Origin of the sequence: Amycolatopsis echigonensis (genome assembly GCF_002846615.1) — a bacterium.
Classification (GTDB): Bacteria; Actinomycetota; Actinomycetes; order Mycobacteriales; family Pseudonocardiaceae; genus Amycolatopsis; species Amycolatopsis echigonensis.
This window is the reverse complement of sequence record NZ_PJMY01000003.1, coordinates 5,070,048-5,092,189: the sequence shown is the minus strand read 5'-3', so window position 1 is coordinate 5,092,189 and position 22,142 is coordinate 5,070,048. Positions and strand designations below refer to the sequence as shown.

The following is a 22,142-nucleotide window of genomic DNA, read 5'->3' as shown; positions in this document are numbered from 1 at the left end:
ACAGACGACCGTCGCGCCACCTCGCTCCGGCGCGCAGCAACATCCGCAGACGGAGAAATTCCGGCCCGACGCGGGAGATCACGACCGCCACCGGCCTGAACCCGTTCTACTTCTGGGAACAATCAAGCCGCGCTGGCTTGAAGCGAGACCACGCAGTCATGGTCGCTTGAATGGCCGGAATCCGCGCGCGAGGTAGTTCTGGAGCGCATGGGGATGGTCGTCGCTGGAGGTGTGCAGCCAGACTCGCTGCGCGGGCAACCCCCACGTCATGGTGACGGCCTCGGTGAGGAATGGGCCGCCGATGCCGTGACCGATTCGTTCCGGCACGAGGCCAAAGGAGTCGATCTCGATGTCCGGTGCCTGCCGGAGGTTGAGTGAAAGCAACCCGACGGCTGCGCCGTCGATCACGCCGGCCCAGTGCCGCATCGTTGGGTTGCCCAGGTATTCGTCCCACTGTTGGGTGTCCCACTGCTGGCTCGGCCACGCGAAGTCGCGCCCGACCGCGAGGGTCAGAGTACGGACCTCGTTCCCGTCGATCGGCTTCAACTGGACCTGTCCGCTGAACGTTGAGGTCGAAGGGCGCAGCTCACTTGGATGGGTCATCTCCAGATACGTCAGCTCGGGCACCTCGTGATCTTCGCACAGGCGGGTCCAGGGCTAAAGCCAATTTGAGAGCCCTCGGATTCCACGCCTTCAGCTGGACGCAGGTGGCGTGAACGCGGCAGGACTCGCTGCTGAGCTGGCTGACCGACCTGACGCTCGGCACGGCGGAGGGCGACGCGCAGCTTGGCGCGGTGCCGAGAAGGTCACGGCGGAGAGTTGCCGCACACGGAGTTGCTGCCCGGGTACGCCTGGATCAAACGAGCGCCGATGCGGGCCGCCCGGTCGATGCGGGCGGCCCCCAATGCGTTATCGGGCTTCCAATTCTTCGTCCAGCAGCGCGAACAACTCGTCCGCGCTCGCTCCTTCCACTTCCTCGTCCGGAACCAGCGACGCCAGCACTGCCTTCAACCTCGTCACGACGCCGGAGACCTCGTCTGGTTCCAGGCCTCGTACGACGTCTTCCAGCGCGTCCAGCTGGACTTCGACGGCGGACGGGGCACCGTCCGCTACCAGGTGTTCTCCCAGGACCTGCACGGACGGGTAGTCGAAGATCAGCGTCGCGGGCAAGCGCATCCCGGTGAGGACGTCCAGGCGGTTGCGCAGTTCGATGGCGGTCAGGGAGTCGAAGCCGAGTTCGATGAAGCCCTTCCTGGGGTCTACCGCGTCTCGGCGGTCGTGGCCTAGCACTACGGCGGCGGTGCCGCAGACCAGGTCGACGGCGGCTCGTACTCGTTCGACGCCGGACAGGCGCAGCACCTGGTTCCAGGAATCGTCGACGACCTCGACTCGGCGGCGGCCTCGGATCAGGCCGCGCAGCATTGCGGGGACGCTGTGGGCGTCGGCGCGCAGGCCGGACATGTCGAGGCGTACTGGAACCAGCGAGGGCTGACCGGCGGCGACTGTCGCGTCGAAAAGTTCCAGGCCGTCGGCGAAGGACAGGCCGAAGACACCAGACCTGGCCATGCGGATCAGGTCGGTGTCGGCCAGGTCGCCGGACATGCCGCCTTCAGACCACAAGCCCCAGGCGAGCGACACGGCTGGCAAGCCTTGCGCGGCGCGGTGGTGCGCTAATGCATCGAGGAAGACGTTTGCCGCGGAGTAGTTTGCTTGGCCTGCGGCACCTAGGGTTCCGCCGGCGGACGAGTACAGCACGAAGGCGGACAGGTCCAGGGACGCGGTCAGTTCGTGCAGGTGCCACGCGGCATCGACCTTCGGGCGGAGGACGGCGTCCATTCGTTCCGGGGTCAGCGACAGGAGTACGCCATCGTCGACGACGCCGGCGGTGTGGATTACCGCGCTCAGCGGGTGGTCGGAGGGAACGTCGGCGAGAAGAGCTGCGACGGCGTCTCGGGAGGCCAGGTCGCAAGCCACCAGCGAGACTGAGGCACCTAGCTCGGTCAGGGAGGCGGCGAACTCGTCGGCTCCGGGAGCGGCGGGACCGCGGCGGCTCGTGATGAGCAGGTGGCGGACGCCGTGTTCGGTGACCAGGTGCCGGGCGATCAGCTGGCCTAGCACGCCGGTGCCGCCGGTGACCAGTACGGTGCCGTCCGGGTCGAAGGCGACGGTGCCCTCCGGAAGGTACTTTGCCAGGCGGTGCACCAAAACCGCGCCATCGCGGACTGCGACGCCGGGTTCGTCGGCGTACATCGCGCCGAGGACCGAGCCGACCGGGAGCGGGCCGTTGTCGAGGTCGACGACCATGAATCGGTCGGGGTACTCGAGTTGTGCGGTGCGGATCACGCCCCACAGTGCCGCGTGGGTGAGGTCGGGTGCGCCCTCGTCCGGTCGAGTGGCGATCGCGCCGGAGGCGACAACGACCAGGCGCGAAGCGGCCAGTACGTCCTCGGCAACCCAGGCTTGTGACAAGGAAAGGAGGCTGTGGACGGCTGCGCGAGCGCCTTCCGGGGCGGCGGTTTCCGGAGCGGCGAAGGGTACGTAGACGACGTCTGGGACCAGGGCACCGTTGTGGATTGCGTCCAGCAAGGCATCGATGTCCACATAGGAATCGCCGCTCAGGCCGAAGGGGTCGTTGCCCAGGATTGCGGTGGTCACCGCGGTGACGTCGTCGCCCTGCCACGGGATCCAGTCGACGCGGAAGAGCGAATCGTCCACGGCCGAGCGCGCGGTGGAGGCGAACGCGTCGTCGGCGATGGGGCGCAGCGCGAGCGAGTCCACGCGCAGCACGGGTGTGCCGGACGTGTCCGTCGCGGTGAGCGAGACGGTGTTCTCGACGTCCGAGCAGATCAGCACGCGCAGGGTTGCCGCGCCGCCGGCGTAGAGCGAGACGCCGGCCCAGGCGAAGGGCAGGACTGGCTTGTCCTCGGTCGGCCCAGCGAGGCCGATCGTGTGCAGGGCAGCGTCGAGCAGCGCGGGATGCAGGCCGAACGCGCTGGCGTCGGCGTGCTCGGGCAGCGCGACCTCGGCGGCCAGCACGTCGCCCGCTTGCCAGGCTCGGCGCAGGCCGGCGAAAACCGGGCCGTAGTCGAAGCCTTGTGCGGACAGTTCGTCGTACCGGGAGGTCACGTCGATCTCCGTGGCTCCGGTGGGCGGCCATTCCGCAGTCACCGCGGACGGCAAACTGGCTGGGGAGAGCCGGCCGCTGCCGTGCTGGACCCATTCGTCGGCGTCCTCGGACTGGGAGAAGATGCCCAGCGTTCGGGTGCCGTCGTCCTCCTCCGCACCAACGGTCACTTGCAGCCGCACAGCGCCCTGCTCGGGCAGGATCAACGGCGCGGCCAGCGTGAGCTCGTCGACCCGGCCGCAGCTGACCTCGTCGCCCGCGCGGACGGCCAGCTCGACGAACGCCGTGCCGGGGAACAGCGCGGTGCCCTGGACGACGTGGTCGGCCAGCCATGGCTGCGCGGCCAGCGACAGCCGTCCGGTGAGGACGACGCCGCCGGAATCCGCGGTGCGGACTACCGCGCCGAGCAGCGGGTGCGCGGCTTCCCGCTGCCCGACCTCGGCCACGCCGCGAGCCCGCGCACCGGTCGGGTTGTCCAGCCAGTAACGCTTGCGCTGGAACGCATAGGTCGGCAGCTCGACCACGTGCGCGCCGGAGTAGAACGCGTCCCAGTCGACCGTTCCGCCGAGCGTGAACAGGGTCGCGACCGCGGCGGCGGCCGACTCTGCTTCGGCGCGGTCCTTGCGCAGGACTGGCACGAAGGCGGCGTTGGCGAGAGTGGTGGTGGCTGCGCTGGCGGTATCACCGGCGGGCCCGCCCCCTCCCCCCGCCCCACCCACCGCAGCACCATCGGCACAGCTCTGCCCCATCGCGGTCAGCACTGCGCTCGGGCCGACCTCGACGAACGTGTCCACTCCGGCGTCAGCCAGCGCCCGCACGCCGTCCGCGAACCGCACTGCCGAACGGACCTGACGCACCCAGTAGTCCGGCGTCGCCACATCCGCCGAGAGGTCCACTGTGGACACGATACGGACCGAGGGAGCGGAGTACGTCAGGGCACGCGCCACCGCGGCGAACTCGTCCAGCATCGGGTCCATGAGCGGTGAGTGGAACGCGTGCGACACCCGCAACCGCGAAGTTCGATCAAATTTCCCAGCAACCGCAAGTACTTCTTCTTCTGCCCCCGACAATACCACCGACCGCGGCCCGTTCATCGCGGCGATTCCTACACCATCGGTTAGTAGCGGAAGGACCTCGTCCTCGGTAGCCTGCACCGCGACCATCGCCCCGCCGGCGGGCAGATCCTGCATCAGCCGAGCCCGAGCGACTACCAGTTTTCCGGCGTCCGCAAGGGAAAGCACCCCGGCGACATGCGCGGCGGCGATCTCCCCGACGGAATGGCCCAGCAGATAAGCATGCCGGACGCCCCACGACTCCAGCAACCGATACAGGGCGACTTCCACCGCGAACAAGGCAGGCTGCGTGTAACCAGTCTGATCGAGCCGGTCAGCGTCGGCGAGCAGGGAACGCAAGGGAACATCGAGGTCCAGCGCAGCACCGACCTCGTCCAGGGCAGCGGCGAAGACCGGGTACGCAGCGGCGAGGTCGAGACCCATGCCAGCGCGCTGAGCCCCCTGGCCAGTAAAGAGAAACGCCAGCCGCCGCGGAGAAGCCACGCCCTCGACCACTGAAGAAGAAGCTTGGCCTGCTGCATAATCTCCCAGAGCCCGCGCAGCAGCTTCCCGGTCAGCAGCCACCACCGCAGCCCGCTGCTCGCTGAGGGTTCGCGTAGTGGCAAGGGAAAGCCCGACGTCCGCCGGAGAGCCCGCAGAAGCGAACCCGGCTAGCTGAGCAGCCTGCGCCCGCAAAGCCTCCGGCGAGGAAGCCGAGAGCAGCCAGGTAACCGGCCCGGCGGAAGGCGAAGGTGCGGGAGCCGGATCACCTTGCTCGACAATCACATGCGCGTTCGTCCCGCTGATGCCGAACGACGACACCGCGGCCCGCCGAGGACGTCCGGTCGACGGCCAGGGCGTCGACTCGTTCAGCAGCGCAACAGTGCCATCCGCCCAGTCGACGTGCGGCGAAGGCTCATCGGCGTGCAGCGTCGGCGGCAACACACCCCGCCGGAGAGCCTCGACCATCTTGATCACCCCGCCGACCCCGGCAGCGGCCTGAGTGTGCCCGACGTTCGACTTGAAAGAGCCGACATACAACGGTCGCGCGGGAGTAGCGACCTTGCCATAGGTGGAGATCAGGGCCTGCGCCTCGATCGGGTCCCCCAGCTTGGTGCCGGTCCCGTGCGCCTCCACCGCGTCCACGTCGGACAGTTCCAGCGAGGCATCGGCCAGCGCGGAACGGATGACCCGCTGCTGCGCCGGGCCGTTGGGCACGGTGATCCCGCTCGACGCGCCATCCGAGTTCACCGCGCTGCCGCGCAGCACCGCGAGCACGTGGTGCCCGTTGCGCCGAGCGTCGGAAAGCCGTTCCAGCAACAGCATTCCGGCGCCTTCGGAGCATCCGACGCCGTCCGCGCCGCTGCCGAAGGCCTTGCAGCGACCGTCCGAAGACAAGCCGTGCTGTTCGCTGAAGTACACGAACATGTCCGGCGTGACCATCACCGTCACCCCGCCCGCCAGCGCCAGCGAGCACTCGCCTCGCCGAAGTGCTTGCGCGGCAAGGTGCATCGCGACCAGCGAGGACGAGCACGCAGTGTCCACCGACACCGACGGGCCTTCGAGGCCGAGCGTGTACGAGACCCGCCCGGAAATCAGGCTGCCGTCGCTGCTGCCCGCGCCGTAGTCGTGGTACATCACGCCGGTGAACACCCCGGTCGCGCTGCCGCGCAAAGTCGACGGCACGATCCCGGCGCGCTCGACGGCCTCCCACGCGGTCTCGAGCAGCAACCGCTGCTGAGGGTCCAGCGTGACCGCCTCACGCGGCGAGATGCCGAAGAACTCCGGCTCGAAATCGGCGGCGTCGTAAAGGAAACCGCCTTCGTTCGAGTATGTCGTGCCGGGACGGGAGCCGGTCGGGTCGTGCAGGGCGGCGGTGTCCCAGCCGCGGTCGGCCGGGAACTCGCCGATCGCGTCGACCCCGCCGGCCACCAGGTCCCACAGCTGCGCGGGCGTGGTGACGCCGCCGGGGTACCGGCAGCCCATGCCGATGATCGCGATCGGCTCGGACTGCCGGGCGGCCAGCCGCTGGTTGTCCGCACGGAGCCGTTCGTTGTCCGTCATGGACTGCCGCAGCGCGGCGACGATCTGCTCGGTCGAAGGAGCGGACTTGTCGGTCACTGGGATTCACCCCGTTCGTCGGTGCCGCCCATCGCGGAGCGGACCAGGTCGGCCAGGTCCATCGAGGCGACTGCCGCCGCCGCGTCGTCGGTGCCGTTCAGTTCTTCTTCGACCGAAACCTCAGGCTCAGGAGCCAGCTCGGTCAGCAGGTGCCGGGCCAGCGGCAGCGGGCTCGGGTAGTCGAAGATCAGCGTCGCGGGCAGCCGCAGCCCGGTCGCGGTGCCGAGCCGGTTGCGCAGCTCCAGCGCCGCGAGCGAGTCGATGCCCAGGTCGGTGAAGCCCTTCTCGACCCCGACCGCCGAGGCGTCGTCGTATCCGAGGACTGCCGCCGTGTGCTCGCACACCAGGTCCAGCGCCGCTGAGTCCCGCTCGTCCGCCGGGAGCGTGGCGAGCTTGTCGGCGAACCCGGCCTCCGGCTCTGCCGACGAGGAGACCGCCGCCCGCCGCGGTGCGGCAGTGACGAGCCCCTTCAGCAGTGCCGACGCGCGGTCGGCGTCCTTGAGGTCGAGCTTCACCGGCACCAAGGACGCCGACGAAGCGGCCAGAGCGGCATCGAACAGCTCCAACCCCTCGGCCGCGGACAGCTCCGCGACCCCGGACCGGGCGATGTGCGCCAGGTCCACCTCGCCGTCGGTGCCTTCCCACGGACCCCACGCGAGCGAGGTCGCCGGGAGGCCGAGAGAAGAGCGGTGCTCGGCCAGCGCGTCCAGGAAGACGTTGCCGGCGGCGTAGTTCGCCTGTCCCGCCGCGAGCAGCAGGCCGCCCGCCGAGGAATAGAGAACGAATGCCGCCAGTTCCCGAGTAGCCGTCAGCTCGTGCAGGTTCCAGGCCGCGTCGACCTTGGGCCGCAACACGTTCTCGACCTGCTGCGGAGTGAGAGCGCTCAGCACCGCGCTGTCCATCTGCCCGGCCGCGTGCACCACGGCGGTCAGCCGCGGCAGTGTGTCGAGCAGCTTCGCCAGCGCGTCCCGGTCGGTGACGTCGCACGCGGCCACCGCCACCTTCGCGTCCTCACCGGCCAGTTCGTCGACCAGTTCCCGCGCACCCGCCGCCTCGATACCGCGACGGCTGGTCAGGACCAGGTCACGGGCACCGCGAGCGACCAGATGCCGAGCGAGCAGCCCGCCGAGCAGGCCCGCGCCGCCGGTGATCAGCACCGTGCCGTCCGGGTCCCACTCGACCGTCTCGCCGACCTCGGTGACCCGGGTCAGCCGCGGCACGCGCACCTCGCCGTTCCGCACCCGGGCTTCCGGTTCGCCGGACGCGACGACCGCGGGCAGCGCCCGGGCCGACGCCGGCGACGCGTCGAGGTCCACGACCTGGATCCGGCCCGGGTTTTCCGCCTGGGCGGCCCGCACCAGACCCCAGACCGGAGCCTGCGCCAGCTCGTCGCGGGTGACCACGACCAGCTTCCCGTCCCCGTCCGACAGCCAGTTCTGCAGGTGCCGCACCGTTTCCTGCACGACCTGGTGCACCCGCGACGGAACCGAGCCGGAACCCGAACCGACCGGCAGCACCAGGACATCCGCATCGATCGGCTCAGTCCGAAGCGGCACGCCGAGGCCGAGGTCGTCGGTCCCGAGCACGGCCCAGCCGTCCAGCGACGGCACCAGCCGAACGCCCGAAGCGGGCTGCCATTCGATCCGGTACAGCGAGTCCGGCACCTTCGCGCCGAGCTGGCCTTCCGACACCGGTCGCGTGACCAGCGAAGCGATCTGCGCCACCGGGGCACCCGATGCGTCGGCAAGGTCGAGCGACGAACCGCTCTCGGTCTTCCGGACCCGCACCCGCAGTACCGTCGCGCCGCTGGCCTGCAGCGACACCGAGTTCCACGCGAACGGGATCGTCGTCTCGGTCAGCGCCTTCGGACCGCCTGGGATCAGGTAGTCCGTCGCGCCGAGTGCCGAGTCGAGCAGGCCCGGGTGCAAGCCGAATTCGTTCGCCGAGGTGCCTTCCGGCAGCGCGACCTCGGCATACACCTCGCCTTCGCGGAGCCAGATCGCCCGCAGGTTGCGGAACGTCGGCCCGTAGCCGAAGCCGAGCCCGGCGAGGTCGTCGTACAACCCGGTCAGGTCGACCGACTCCGCGCCCGACGGCGGCCACTCGCTCAGCGAGAACTCCGCAGCCGCACCGTTGGCCAGCGTGCCCGCGGCGTGCTGGACCCAGCCGGCCTCGGTCCGCGAGTGCACCGACAGCTCTCGGCGGCCGCTGGCGTCCGGTGCGCTGATGACGACGCGCAGGTCGACCCCGTCCTCGGGCAGCAGCAACGGTGCCTGCTGGGTCAGCTCCTCCAGAAGGTTGCAGCCGACCTGGTCCCCGGCGTGCACCGCCAGCTCGACATACGCGGTGCCGGGCAGCATCGTCCGCCCCATCACCACGTGGTCGGCCAGCCACGGCTGCGTCGCGACCGACAGCCGTCCGGTCAGCACCGCGCCGCCGTCCGGCAGTTCCACCAGGGCACCCAGCAGCGGGTGTCCGGCGGATTGCGCACCAAGCGTGCTGACGTCGCCGGTCGGCTTCGTCGCGTCGAGCCAGTAGGACTTGTTCTGGAACGCGTACGTCGGCAAGTCCACAGTGGACACACCCTGTCCGGCGAACAACGCCTTCCAGTCGATCTTCGCGCCCCGGGAGAACAGCGTGGCCAGCGCGGTGAACACGGTCGGCACCTCGGCCCGGCCGCGCCGCATCGCGGGCACCTGGACGACCCGGTCCGGCCGGTCGGCCACCGCGGTGTCGCATTCGCGCGCCATCCCGGTAAGCACCGCGTCCGGCCCCAGCTCGACGAACCGGGTCACGCCCGCGGCGAGCAAAGTGCTGACCCCGTCGGCGAACCGGACGGCCTCCCGCACGTGGCCCACCCAGTACTGCGGCGAGCACAGCTCGGCGGCGGTCGCGATCTTGCCGGTCACGTTCGACACCACCGGGATCGACGGCGCGGAGTAGGTCAGTTTCTCCGCGACCACCGCGAACTCGGACAGCATCGGCTCCATCAGCGACGAGTGGAACGCGTGCGACACGACCAGCTGCTTCGTCCGGCGACCGGCCTCGGAGAAGGTCGCCATGGCAGCGACAACCGCCTCCTCCGGACCGGAGATGACCACCGACCGCGGCCCGTTCACCGCCGCGATGTCCACTCCGGAGGGCAGCGAGGCTCGCACCTCGTCCTCGGTGGCCGCGATCGCCGCCATCGTGCCTCCGGTCGGCAGCGCCTGCATGAGCCGGCCGCGAGCGGCGACCAGCGAGCAGGCGTCGGCCAGCGAGAACACTCCGGAGACGTGCGCCGCGGCGAGTTCGCCGATCGAGTGCCCGGCGACGTAATCCGGCGTGACGCCCCAGGATTCGACCAGCCGGTACAGCGCGACCTCGATCGCGAACAGCGCGCATTGCGTGTATGCGGTCTGGTTGAGCAGCGGCGAGTCCTCCCAGATCACCTGCTTGAGCGGAGTGTCGAGTTCGGCGTCGAAGAGTCCGCAGATCTCGTCGAACGCTCCGGCGAAGGCCGGGAACGCCTCGTACAGACCGCGTCCCATGCCCGGCTGCTGCGCGCCCTGTCCGGTGAACAGGAACGCCGTCAGGTCGGCCGCGCTGACCGTGCCGGCCACGGTGCCCGCCGGGGTCCGGCCGTCGGCCAGTCCGTCGAGCGCCTTCAGCGCGGCTTCGCGGTCGGCCGCCAGGACCACCGCGCGGTGGTCGAGCGCCGCGCGACCGGTCGCCAGCGAGTAGCCGATGTCGGTCAGGCTGACATCGGGGTTGGCCCGTAGGTGTGCGGCAAGCCGGGCGGCCTGGTCGGCGAGAGCCTGCGCGACCGAACCAGCCAGCGGCAACGGAATCGCTGGGAGTTCCGGTGCAGTGCGCCGGATTTCGTTGGCCGGAGCGGGCGGAGCCTCCTCGATGATGATGTGCGCGTTGGTGCCGCTGATGCCGAAGGACGAGACGCCGGCGCGCCGCGGGTGTCCGTTCGGCAGCCACGGCCGCGGTTCGGTGAGGAGCTCGATGTCGCCCGTGGTCCAGTCGACGACCGGCGACGGCGCGTCGACGTGCAGTGTCTTCGGCAACATGTTGTGCCGCAACGCCTGCACGACCTTCATCACGCCAGCCGCGCCGCCGGACGCCTGCGCGTGCCCGATGTTCGACTTCACCGAACCCAGGTACAGCGGCTGCCCGTCCGGACGGTCCTGGCCGTAGGTGGCCAGCAACGCCTGCGCCTCGATCGGGTCGCCCAGCTTGGTGCCCGAACCGTGCGCCTCGACCGCGTCCACATCGGACGGCTTCAGTCCGCCCGCGGCGAGGGCAGCGTGGATCACGCGTTCCTGCGACGGGCCGTTCGGAGCGGTCAGCCCGTTGGACGCACCGTCCTGGTTGACCGCGCTCGACCGGACCACCGCGAGCACCTCGTGCCCGTTGCGTTGCGCGTCGGACAGCCGCTCCAGCAGCAGCAGACCCGCGCCCTCGGCCCAGCCGACGCCGTCGGAAGCCGCGGAGAACGACTTCGACCGGCCGTTGGGCGAAAGCACGCCCTGACGGCTGGAGTCGACGAACAGGTCCGACTGCGACAGCACCGTGACACCGCCGGCCAGGGCCATCCCGCACTCCCCCGCCCGCAGCGCCTGCACCGCGAGGTGCAGCGTGACCAGCGAGGACGAGCACGCGGTGTCGACCGTCATGCTCGGTCCCTCGAGGCCGAGCAGGTAGGAGATGCGGCCGGAGACGACCGCGCCGGAGCTGCCGTTCGGGATGTAGGCGGCGACGTCGGCCGGGGCGGCCGGGGCGCGGCTGCCGTAGTCGTCGTACATCGCGCCGGTGAAGACGCCGGTCAGGCTGCCGCGCAGCACTGTCGGGTCGATCCCGGCGCGCTCGATGGCCTCCCACGCGGTTTCCAGCAGGAGCCGCTGCTGCGGGTCCATCGCCATCGCCTCGCGCGGGCCGATGCCGAAGAACGCCGGGTCGAACTCCGCCGCGTCGTGCAGGAAGCCGCCCTGGTTGGCGTAGGTCTTGCCGCGTTTGCCGCGTTCCGGGTCGTAGATGCCCTCGGTGTCCCAGCCGCGGTTGGTCGGGAAGCCGGAGACCGCGTCGACCTCGTCGACCAGCAGCCGCCACAGGTCCTCCGGCGACCGGACGCCGCCGGGATAGCGGCAGGCCATGCCGACGATCGCGATCGGTTCCTGCATCGACGCGTTCGTCCGGGCGGTCGTCCCCGGGCTCTTCGCGACCGCGCCGAGCAGTTTGCCCTTGACGAAGTCCGCGACGGCCTTGGCGGTCGGGTGGTCGAAGATCAGCGTCGCGGGGAGCGTCAGGCCGGTCTCGGTGCCCAGCAGGTTGCGGAGTTCGACGGCGGCGAGCGAGTCGAAGCCCAGCTCCTTGAACGCCCTGGTCCCGTCCACTTCGGACTTGTCGGCGTAGCCGAGCACGGTGGCCACCTGCGTGCGGACGAGGTCGAGCAGCACCCGGCCCCGTTCGCTTTCGACCAGCGCGGCGAGTTCGTCGGCGAGCGCGTTGTCCGCTGCCTTGGCCGCCTTCGCCACGCGACGTGCCTTCGGCGGCACGAAACCACGCAGCAGTGCGGGCAGTTCGTCAGTACGCGCCCGCAGTGCCGGAACGTCCACGCGAAGCGGCGCGATCACCGCGTCTTCGGTGGCCACGGCGGCGTCGAACAAGGCCAGCCCCTGCTCAGCGGTCACCGCGGGCAGGCCGAGGCGGGCCATCCGGGCGAGGTCGGCTTCAGCGAGGTCTCCGCCAAGTCCGGTGTTCTCCGCCCACAGACCCCAGGCCAGCGCGGTAGCCGGAAGTCCGGCCGCGCGCCGGTGTTCGGCGAGCCCGTCGAGGAACGCGTTGGCCGCCGCGTAGTTCGCCTGTCCGGCGGGCAGCACCTGGCCGCCTGCCGAGGAGAACATGACGAACGCGGACAGCTGCCGGTCAGCGGTCAGCTCATGCAGGTGCCAGGCCGCGTCGACCTTCGGTCGCAGCACCGCGTCAAGCTGCTCTGCGGTGAGCGAATCGAAGACGCCGCTGTCGGCGGTACCGGCGGCGTGCACCACCGCGCCGAGGTCCGGCAGGCCGTTGATCAGCTGTTCAACCGCCGCACGGTCAGCGACGTCGCAGGCCGCTATCTGGACCGTCGCGCCCAGGTCGGTCAGCTCTTCGGCCAGCTGCGCAGCACCCGGCGCGTCGAGACCGCGGCGGCTGGTGAGCACCAGGCTCTGTACGCCGTGCTCGGCCACCAGGTAACGCGCCAGCAAGCTGCCGAGACCACCGGTGCCGCCGGTGACCAGGACCGTGCCGTCCCACGCGGTGCTTCCGGTCGATTCGGTGCGCGTATAGCGCGGAGCGAGCACCGAGCCAGCCCGGATCGCCGCTTCCGGCTCGCCCGAGGCGACCACCGCGGCGATCGTCTCGACCTTCGTAGCTGTGCTGGACTCGTCAGCGTCGATCAGGAACACGCGTCCGGGATGTTCGGCTTGCGCCGCCCGGGCGAGGCCCCACAGCAGACCCTGCGTGACATCCACAGCGGACTCGCCAGCCGGAACTGCCGACTGTGTGACGATGGCGAGCTTCGTGTCCGTCAGGCGCGATTCGGCTAGCCACGCCTGGATTTCGGCGAGCAGCCAGGTCACGTTGGCCCGCGCTGCTTCCGGCACAGCGCCCTCCGCGGCAGGCACCGAGAGCGTCACGAGGCCCGGAACCGGCTCGCCGCGATCGACCGCACCGAGCAGGTCCGCGAACCCGCTGTAGGTGGCGGCCACGCCGACTCGGCCTTGTCCGATCGCGACGACGTCGCCCTGCTCCGCGGCCGGAACCGGCACGGACTGCCAGCCGATCTTGAGCAGCGAACCGTCCGTGGTCTGCGCGTGCGCGGCCAGTTCAGTCCGCACCGGCCGCGACACCAGCGACTCGACCGACGCGACCGGGTTGCCCTCGCCGTCCGCGACCTCGATCGAGGACAGCTCGTCGCCATCCAGCCGCACGATCCGCACCCGCAGTACCGAAGCGCCGACCGCGTGCAGCGTGACGCCGTTCCATACGAAGGGAAGCAGCGTCGAACCGCTCGGGTCGCCGAGGAGGTCGGCGTGCATCGCGGTGTCGAGCAGCGCCGGATGCAGGCCGTACGAGCCCGCCGTGGACGCGGCCGGTTCGGGCAGCGCCACCTCGGCGAACACTTCGTTGCCCCGTCGCCACGCGGCCTGGAGCCCCTGGAAGGCCGGGCCATAGCCGTAGCCACGCTCGTTGAGCCGTTCGTACGCGCCCTCGACCGGGATCGGGGTCGCGCCCGCCGGCGGCCATTCGGTGAGGCCAGCGGGTTCCGGCCGGGCAGTCGCGGACAGCGTCCCCAGCGCGTGCTGGGTCCAGTCGCCGTCCGATTCGACCGGACGGGAGAACACGGTGACCGGGCGGCGGTCGCCGTTCGCCGGACCGACCGCCACCTGCAGCGCGACCGCGCCATCCGGCGGCAGGACGAGCGGCGCTTGCAGCGTCAGCTCCTCGACCACCGGGTGGCCTACCTGGTCGCCAGCGGCGACCGCCAGCTCGACGAACCCGGTGCCGGGCACCAGGATCGCGCCCTTCACCACGTGGTCGGCGACCCACGGCACCGACGAAGCGGACAACCGTCCAGTGAGGACAGTCGTGTCCGAACCGGACAGTGCCACGACCGCGCCCAGCATCGGGTGCGCCAGCGGCTGCTGGCCGACCGAGGTCACATCGCCGGACGGCGTCGCGTCTAGCCAATAGCGCTTGTGCTGGAAGGCATACGTCGGCAGGTCGAGCCGGACCGGGCCGTCGCCGAGCAGCGGACCGAGTTTCACCGCGCCGCGAACGTGCAGGCGACCGGCCGCGGTGAGCGCGGTGCGCACCTCGTCCTGGTCGCGTCGGCCTAACGGGACGAACTCCGCTTCGACGCTCTGCGGACCGAGCGCGGACAGCACGCTGTCCGGCCCGATCTCCAGGAACGTCTGGACGCCGCTGTCGGCCAGGGTCGTGACCGCAGCACCGAAACGGACAGTCTCGCGGACGTGCGTGACCCAGTACTCCGGCGAAACCAGCTCGTCGTCGGTGGCGAGTTTCCCCGTGACCGTCGAGACAATCGGGATCTTCGGCGCCTCGTAAGTCAGTCCGGCGGCGATCGCGCGGAATTCGTCGAGCATCGGCGTCATCAGCGGCGAGTGGAACGCGTGGCTCACCCGCAACCGTCGCGTGTGGACATCGCCAGCGGCCCGCTCGATCTCGACGACCACGTCCGCGTCGCCGGAGACAACCACGGCAGCCGGGCCGTTCACCGCTGCGATGCTGACCGCGTCTTCGTGGCCCCGCAGCAGTTCACGAACCGCCTCTTCGGTCGCGGAGAACGAAACCATCGCGCCGCGCCGGTCGTTCAGCGCGCCCATCAACCGGCCGCGTGCGGCGACCAGTTTCGCCGCGTCCACAAGGGAAAGCACGCCCGCGACGTGCGCCGCGGCCAGCTCGCCGATCGAGTGCCCGGCGAGCGCATCGGGCCGGAAGCCCCACGACTCGGCGAGCCGGAACAGCGCGACCTCGACCGCGAACAGCCCGGTCTGGGTGTACTGCGTCTGGTCCAGCAGGCCCCGGTCGGCGAGTTCGGTAGTGCCGAATACGACGTCCCGCAACGGCACGTCGACCAGTGGGTCGATCGCCGCGCACACCGCGTCGAAGGCGGTCGCGAAGGCCGGATACGCGTCGTACAGCTCGCGTCCCATGCCGACCCGCTGCGCACCCTGGCCGGAGAACAAGAAGGCGAGCTTGCCGTCCACGACCTGGCCCGTCGGTGCGTCTCCGCCCGCCAGCGCGTCGAGGCCGTCGGCGAGTTCTCCTGCGGTCTCTGCGACGATCACCGCGCGGTGTTCCAGCGAGGCCCGCGTCGCAGCCAGCGAACGCGCGATCTCGGCGACGGAAATGCCTTCAGTGAGCCAAGAATGCAGTCGTGCGGCCTGTCCGCGCACCGCCGCGGCGGACCGGCCGGACAGCGCGACCGGAACGATCGTCTGCGTCTCGGAAGGCCGCTCGACCGGGATCGCCGGAGCCTGTTCCAGGATGACGTGCGCGTTCGTGCCGCTGATGCCGAACGACGACACCGCGGCGCGGCGCGGCCGGTCGACCTGCCACTCCCGCCGTTCGGTCAGCAGCCGGACCGCGCCGGTATTCCAGTCGACCACAGTGGACGGACGGTCGACGTGCAGCGTCTGCGGCAACTGGCCGTGCTCCATCGCCATGACCATCTTGATGATGCCCGCGACACCTGCCGCAGCCTGTGTGTGGCCGATGTTGGACTTGATCGACCCGAGCCACAGCGGCTCTTCCCGGTCCTGCCCGTAGGTCGCGAGCAGCGCCTGCGCCTCGATCGGGTCGCCCAGCGTGGTGCCAGTGCCGTGACCTTCCACCGCGTCCACTTCGGACGGCTGCAGACCAGCGTCCGCCAGCGCCTTGGCGATCACCCGCTGCTGCGAAGGACCATTCGGCGCGGTCAGGCCGTTCGACGCGCCGTCGTGGTTCACCGCCGAGCCGCGAAGAACCGCGAGCACCGGGTGACCGTTGCGGCGCGCGTCCGACAGCCGTTCGACGAGCAGCATGCCCGCGCCCTCGCCCCAGCCGGTGCCGTCCGCCGCCTCGGCGAACGCCTTGCACCGGCCGTCGGCGGAAAGCCCGCGCTGACGGCTGAAGTCGATGAATGTGTCCGGAGTGGACATCACGGTGACACCGCCGGCCAGCGCCAGCGTGCACTCCCCGCGCCGCAGCGCCTGCACCGCCCAGTGCAGCGCGACCAGCGACGACGAGCACGCGGTATCCACCGTGACCGTCGGACCTTCCAGTCCCAATGCGTACGAGACGCGACCGGACACGACGCTGGCGAGGCTGCCGTTGCCGAGGTAGCCGGCGATGTCGTCGGAAACCGTGCCGAGGCGGGTGCCCCAGTCGTGGTACATCACCCCGGCGAACACGCCAGTCGCGCTGCCGCGCAGGCCGACCGGGTCGATTCCCGCCCGCTCGAACGCCTCCCAGGACACCTCCAGCAGCAACCGCTGCTGCGGGTCCATGGCCGCCGCCTCGCGTGGGCTGATCTCGAAGAAATCCGCGTCGAACTCGGCCGCGTCGTGCAGGAAAGCACCGTGCTTGACGTAGGAGCGGCCGGGCTTGCCGGGCTCCGGGTCATACAGCGAGTCGACGTTCCAGCCGCGGTCGACCGGGAAGCCGGACAGCGCTTCCTCGCCTTCGGACACGAGCCGCCACAGGTCTTCCGGCGTCTCGACCCCGCCCGGGTAACGGCAAGCGATGCCGACGATGGCGATCGGCTCCTCCGGGTCCACAGTGGTCACCGGGGCAACGAGGCGCGCCGGAGCCAGCCCGGCCAGCCGCGACGCCAGGTACTCGGCGAGCGCACGCGGCGTCGGATAGTCGAACACCAGCGTCGCGGGCAGCCGCATGCCGGTGACCGAGTCGAGGATGTTGCGCAGTTCCACCGCAGCCAGCGAGTCGAAGCCGATCTCGCCGAACGGGCGGGCCGGGCTGATCGCATCGGCGCTGTCGTGCCCGAGAACGGCCGCGACGTGCGTGCGCACCAGGTCGAGCAGCGCGCGGTCCCGATCGGCCTCGGCGAGATGCGCGAACCGCTCGGCGAACTGCTGCTCGGGCGTCACTTCCCCGCTGGCGACCGAGATCCGGCGGCGGCCGGCGGGAACGAGCCCGCGCAGCACGGCCGGAACGTCCTCGCCACGCGACCGCAATGCGGCGCGGTCGACGCGGGTCGGCACGACCGTCGGAACTCCGGTGCCGAGCGCCGCGTCAAGGGCGGCAAGGCTTTCCGACACAGTCAGCGGAGCCAGGCCCAGCCGCGTGATGCGATTGCGGTCCACTTCGGACAGCGTCGCGCCCATGCCGATCGCCTGACCGGCGTCGGGGGCCCACAGCCCCCACGCCAGCGACGTCGCGGACAGGCCAGCGGCGTGCCGGTGCTCGGCCAATGCGTCGAGGAAGGTGTTGCCCGCGGCGTAGTTCGCCTGTCCGGCACCGTCGGCGAGACCGGCCGACGAGGAGAACAGCACGAACGCCGAGAGGTCCAGCTCGGCGGTCAGCTCGTGCAGCGCCCACGCCGCGTCGAGCTTCGGGGCTAGCACCGCGTCAAGCTGCTCGGCGGTCAGCGAGCCGATCATCGCGTTGTCGAGCACGCCGGCGGTGTGCACGACGGCCGACAGCGGATGCTCGGCCTTTTTGATCGCCGCCGCGAGCGAACGCTTCTTGCTGACGTCCGAGGCGACTACCTTCGCGGTCGCGCCCAGCTCGGCCAGTTCGTTGACCAGCTCGGCCGCGCCCGGCGCGTTGAGCCCGCGACGGCTGAGCAGCAGCAGGCTGCGCACGCCGTGCTTCGCGACGAGGTGCTTCGCGACCTGCGCACCGAGACCGCCGGTACCACCGGTGATCAGCACGGTGCCGTCGGCCCGCCAGGTCGGCTCGCCAGCTTCGGCCGCCAACCGGACCATCCGACCGGCAGAAACCGTGTCGCCGTCGATGCGCAGCTCTGGCTCACCCGAGCCGAGTGCGGTGGCCAGCGTCGCCGCCGTCGCAGCGCCCTCGACCAGGACCACGCGACCAGGGTGCTCGGCCTGAGCCGAACGCACGAGACCGCGGACGGCGGAGTCAGCCAGCGAGCCGCGCGTCAGCACGACCAGCCGCGATGACGCATAGCTGTCGCCTTCGAGCCACTGCTGCAGCACAGTACGCACGCGGTGCGCAGTCTGCTTGGCAGCGGCCGCGATGTTCTTGCCTGGCACGGAAACTGGCAGCAGCACGACGTCGGGCACGTCGACCAGCGACACCAGCGAGTCGACCACCGGAACGTCGAAGCCGCTGACCTCGCCCAGCGAGGCGAGCGTCGGCAGTTCGAAGGACCCGGTGACCGGCGTCCATTCGACGGTGTACAGCAGGTCGCGCGCCTGCGTGCCGAGGTCGGCCTCGCGGACCGGCCGCGAGCGGAACGACTCGACGGACAGCACCGGCGTACCGGCCACGTCCGTCACGTCGATCGAGACGCCGCCGGTAGCCGGGGACGTGATCCGCACCCGGACCTCCGTCGCGCCGGACGCGTGCAGCCGCACGCCGGTCCACGCGAACGGCAACCGGATCTCGTCGGGCTCGCGCGCCTCACCGGGGGCGAAGTCGGTGGCGTGCAGCACCGCGTCCAAGAGCGCCGGGTGGATGCCGAACGCCGCGTCGCGGCCGGTCGCGGGCAGCGCGACCTCGGCGAACACGACGTCATCGCGCTTCCACGCGGTCTGCAGGCCCTGGAACAGCGGCCCGTAGCCGTAACCCTGCTCGGCAAGTTCGGTGTACAGCTCATTCGTCGCGACCACTTCGGCACCGGCGGGCGGCCATTCGCCACGCGAGGGTTCGACTACCGGTCCAGCGGCGAGGACACCGACGGCATGCCGGGTCCAGGCCGCGTCGGCGTCGTGGTCCGGGCGGGAGTGGAATTCGATGGTGCGGCGGCCGTCGACGTCCGGGCCGACCAGTGTCTGCAGCGCGACGCCACCGGACTCCGGCAGCGCGAGCTGGGCCTGCAACGTCAGCTCGTCGACCACGCCGTAGCCGACCTGGGCGGCGGCGTGCAGAGCCATCTCGACGAACGCGGTACCTGGCAGCACCGGCGTACCAGCGATCGCGTGGTCGGCCAGCCACGGGTGCGTCCGGAGCGCGACACGACCGGTGAGGACCAGGCCGTCGTCACCCGCCAGGCCGATCTCGGCGGCCAGCAACGGGTGCCCCGAAGCCAGCTGACCGAAGTCCGCCGCGTCGCCGTGGCCGGTGGGCGCGGCGAGCCAGTAGTGCTTGTGCTGGAAGGCATACGTCGGCAAGTCGACCAGTTGCGCGGGGCCGAAGAACGCAATCCAGTCGATCGCCACGCCACGGGTGTGCAGGCGGCCGAGCGCGGACGCGAGGGTGGTGACCTCGGGCCGGTCGCGGCGCTGCGCGGGGGTGAATGCGATGGCGTCGCTCGTGCCGGCGGCCATCGCCGACAGCACGGCATCCGGACCGACCTCGACCGCGGTCGTCACGCCAGCGTCGACCAGGGCCTGGACCCCGTCGGCGAACCGCACCGCGCGGCGGACGTGCCACAGCCAGTACCCCGGCGAGCACAGTTCCTCGGCGGTCGCGATCCGGCCGGTGACGTTCGAGACGACCGGGATCGCCGGGGCCGCGTAGTCGACCACCTCGAGGATCTCGCGGAAGTCGGCCAGCATCGGCTCCATCAGCGGCGAGTGGAACGCGTGCGACACGCGCAGCTCGCTGATCTTGCGGCCATGCATGCGGAACACCGACACGACGGCTTCCACCGCTTCGCGCTCGCCGGAGACGACGACCGACGTCGGACCGTTCACCGCGGCCAGGCTGACCTGGTCGCCGAGCAGCGGCTGGACCTCGTCCTCGGTCGCCGCGACGGCGACCATCGCGCCTCCTGACGGCAAGGCTTGCATGAGCCGTCCGCGAGCGGCGACGACCAGGCACGCGTCGGGCAGCGACCAGACGCCCGCGATGTGCGCAGCAGCCAGCTCGCCGATCGAGTGGCCGAGCAGGATGTCCGGCCGCACGCCCCACGATTCGAGCAGCCGCGCCAACGCGACCTCGACCGCGAACAGCGCGCACTGCGTGTACTGCGTTTCGTTCAGTTCCTCAGCGTCGTCGCCGAACAGGACGTCGCGCAGCGGGGTCTCCATCTGCACGTCGAGGTGGTCGACAGCCTCGTCGAAGACCTCGGCGAACTTCGGGTACGCCAGGTACAGCTCACGCCCCATCGCGAGCCGCTGCGAACCCTGGCCGGTGAACAGCATCGCGAGCTTGCCCGGCGTGCGCTCGCCGACGACAACGTTCGGATCCCGCTCCCCCGCCGCGAGCGCCTGCAGCCCGCGCACGGCGTCCGCGATGTCCTCCGCGACCACCACGGCACGCTGGTCGTGCGCGGCGCGGGTGGTAGCGAGCGAGAAGCCAAGGTCAGTCAGGTTGCCGTTTTCCACAGTGGACACCAGCGCGGCGGCCTGCGCCTGAAGTGCTTCCTCACTGCGTGCCGACACCACGAGCGGCACGACCGGGAGCTCGTCACTCATGGTTTCCGAGGACTCGACGGCCGGAGCCTGCTCGATGATGACGTGTGCGTTGGTCCCGCTCACACCGAACGACGAAACGCCAGCGCGGCGCGGACGTTCGCTGTCCGGCCATTCCCGCTGTTCAGTCAGCAGTTCGACGGCACCCGCGGTCCAGTCGACGTGCGGCGTCGGCTCGTCCACGTGCAGGGTCTTCGGCAGCACGCCGTGCCGCATCGCCTCGACCATCTTGATCACGCCCGCGACGCCCGCCGCGGCCTGCGTGTGGCCGATGTTCGACTTGATCGACCCGAGCAACAGCGGCGTCTCGCGGTCCTGACCGTAGGCGGACAGCAGCGCCTGCGCCTCGATCGGGTCGCCGAGCCGGGTACCGGTGCCGTGTGCCTCAACCGCGTCCACATCGGACGCTTTCAAACCAGCGTCCGCCAGCGCGCGCTTGATCACCCGCTGCTGTGACGGACCGTTCGGCGCGGTAAGACCATTCGACGCACCGTCCGAGTTGATCGCCGAGCCGCGAACCACGGCAAGCACGGTGTGTCCATTCGCGACTGCGTCAGAAAGCCGCTCCAGCACCAGCACGCCGACGCCCTCGGCGAAGCCAGTGCCGTCCGCCGCCGCTGCGAAAGCCTTGCAGCGACCGTCTTCCGCGAGACCACGCTGACGGCTGAAGGCGGTGAACGTGCCCGGCGCGCCCATCACCGCGACGCCACCGGCCAGCGCGAGCTGGGTTTCCCCACGGCGCAACGCCTGTACCGCCAAGTGCAGCGCGACAAGAGAACCGGAGCAAGCGGTGTCAACGGTCAGCGTCGGCCCTTCCAGACCGAGTGCGTAGGCGACACGACCGGAGACGACGCTGGGCGCGTTGCCGGTGAGCAGGTAACCGTCGAGGCCGTCGGGAGCTTCGTGCAGGCGCGGGCCGTACTCCTGCGCCTCGGCCCCGATGAACACGCCAGCCGGAGTGCCGCGCAGCGTCGAGGGGTCGATCTTGGCCCGCTCCAACGCTTCCCACGCGGTCTCCAGCACGAGCCGCTGCTGCGGGTCCATTGCGGACGCTTCGCGCGGCGCGATGCCGAAGAACCCGGCGTCGAATTCCCCGGCACCGGGCAGGAATCCGCCCGAGGTGACGTAACTGCTGCCTGGCTTGTCGGGGTCCGGGTCATAGAGACTGTCGAGGTCCCAGCCGCGGTCCTCCGGGAAACCGGAGATGGTGTGCACCTCGTCGGCGACCAGCTGCCACAACGCCTCCGGCGATACCGCGCCGCCCGGATAGCGGCAGCCGATTCCGACAATCGCGACCGGTTCGTCGTTCGCCGCACCGGCCGCCAGCGCCGAGACGGATTCCTCCGCACCGAAGACCTCGGCGTGCAGGAACCGGGCGACCGCGGCCGGGGTCGGATAGTCGAAGGCCAACGTCACCGGCAGCTCCAACCCGGTCGCCTCGGTCAGCTGCGCGTGCAGCTCCACCGCGGCGAGCGAGTCGAAACCGTGGTCGGAGAAAGCTTTCTCCGGGTCGAGGACGGCAGGCACCTCGGGCAGCGCGGCCTGCAGCGCCGCCCGCGTCGCGTCGTGGACCACGCCGGCGAGGAACCCCGCGCGGTCCGCCGGCGGCAGAAGCGTCAGCCGCTCCGCGAAGCCGGATTCCCGATTCTTCTCACTCTCACGCATTGCGCACTCCACCGCGGTAGCCAGGCAGCATTCATGGGTCGTCGGTCGGATCGTATGGCCGGCTCGCGCCGCGCCGGATCC

Annotated in this window: 3 protein-coding genes; all 3 read right to left on the bottom strand. The window is 70.6% G+C overall.

All coding sequences use genetic code 11. From position 1 onward, the window contains the following. Positions 1-156 precede the first annotated feature (156 nt). Complete coding sequence (locus tag ATK30_RS29370) at positions 157-627, bottom strand: GNAT family N-acetyltransferase (RefSeq protein WP_101438245.1); 471 nt, start codon at positions 625-627, stop codon at positions 157-159. Positions 628-909: 282 nt separating this feature from the next. Then, positions 910-6,297, bottom strand: coding sequence for a type I polyketide synthase (locus tag ATK30_RS29365; protein ID WP_101438244.1), 5,388 nt, complete (start codon positions 6,295-6,297; stop codon positions 910-912). Further along, complete coding sequence (locus ATK30_RS29360; RefSeq protein WP_208637442.1) at positions 6,294-22,061, bottom strand: type I polyketide synthase; 15,768 nt, start codon at positions 22,059-22,061, stop codon at positions 6,294-6,296. Before ATK30_RS29360 ends, ATK30_RS29365 begins: the two co-directional genes overlap by 4 nt. Positions 22,062-22,142 lie beyond the last annotated feature (81 nt).

What these genes read in the sequence shown, in the direction of transcription:
- ATK30_RS29360 (WP_208637442.1), bottom strand. Translation starts at nt 22,061, where the DNA reads ATGCGTGAGAGTGAGAAGAATCGGGAATCCGGCTTCGCGGAGCGGCTG.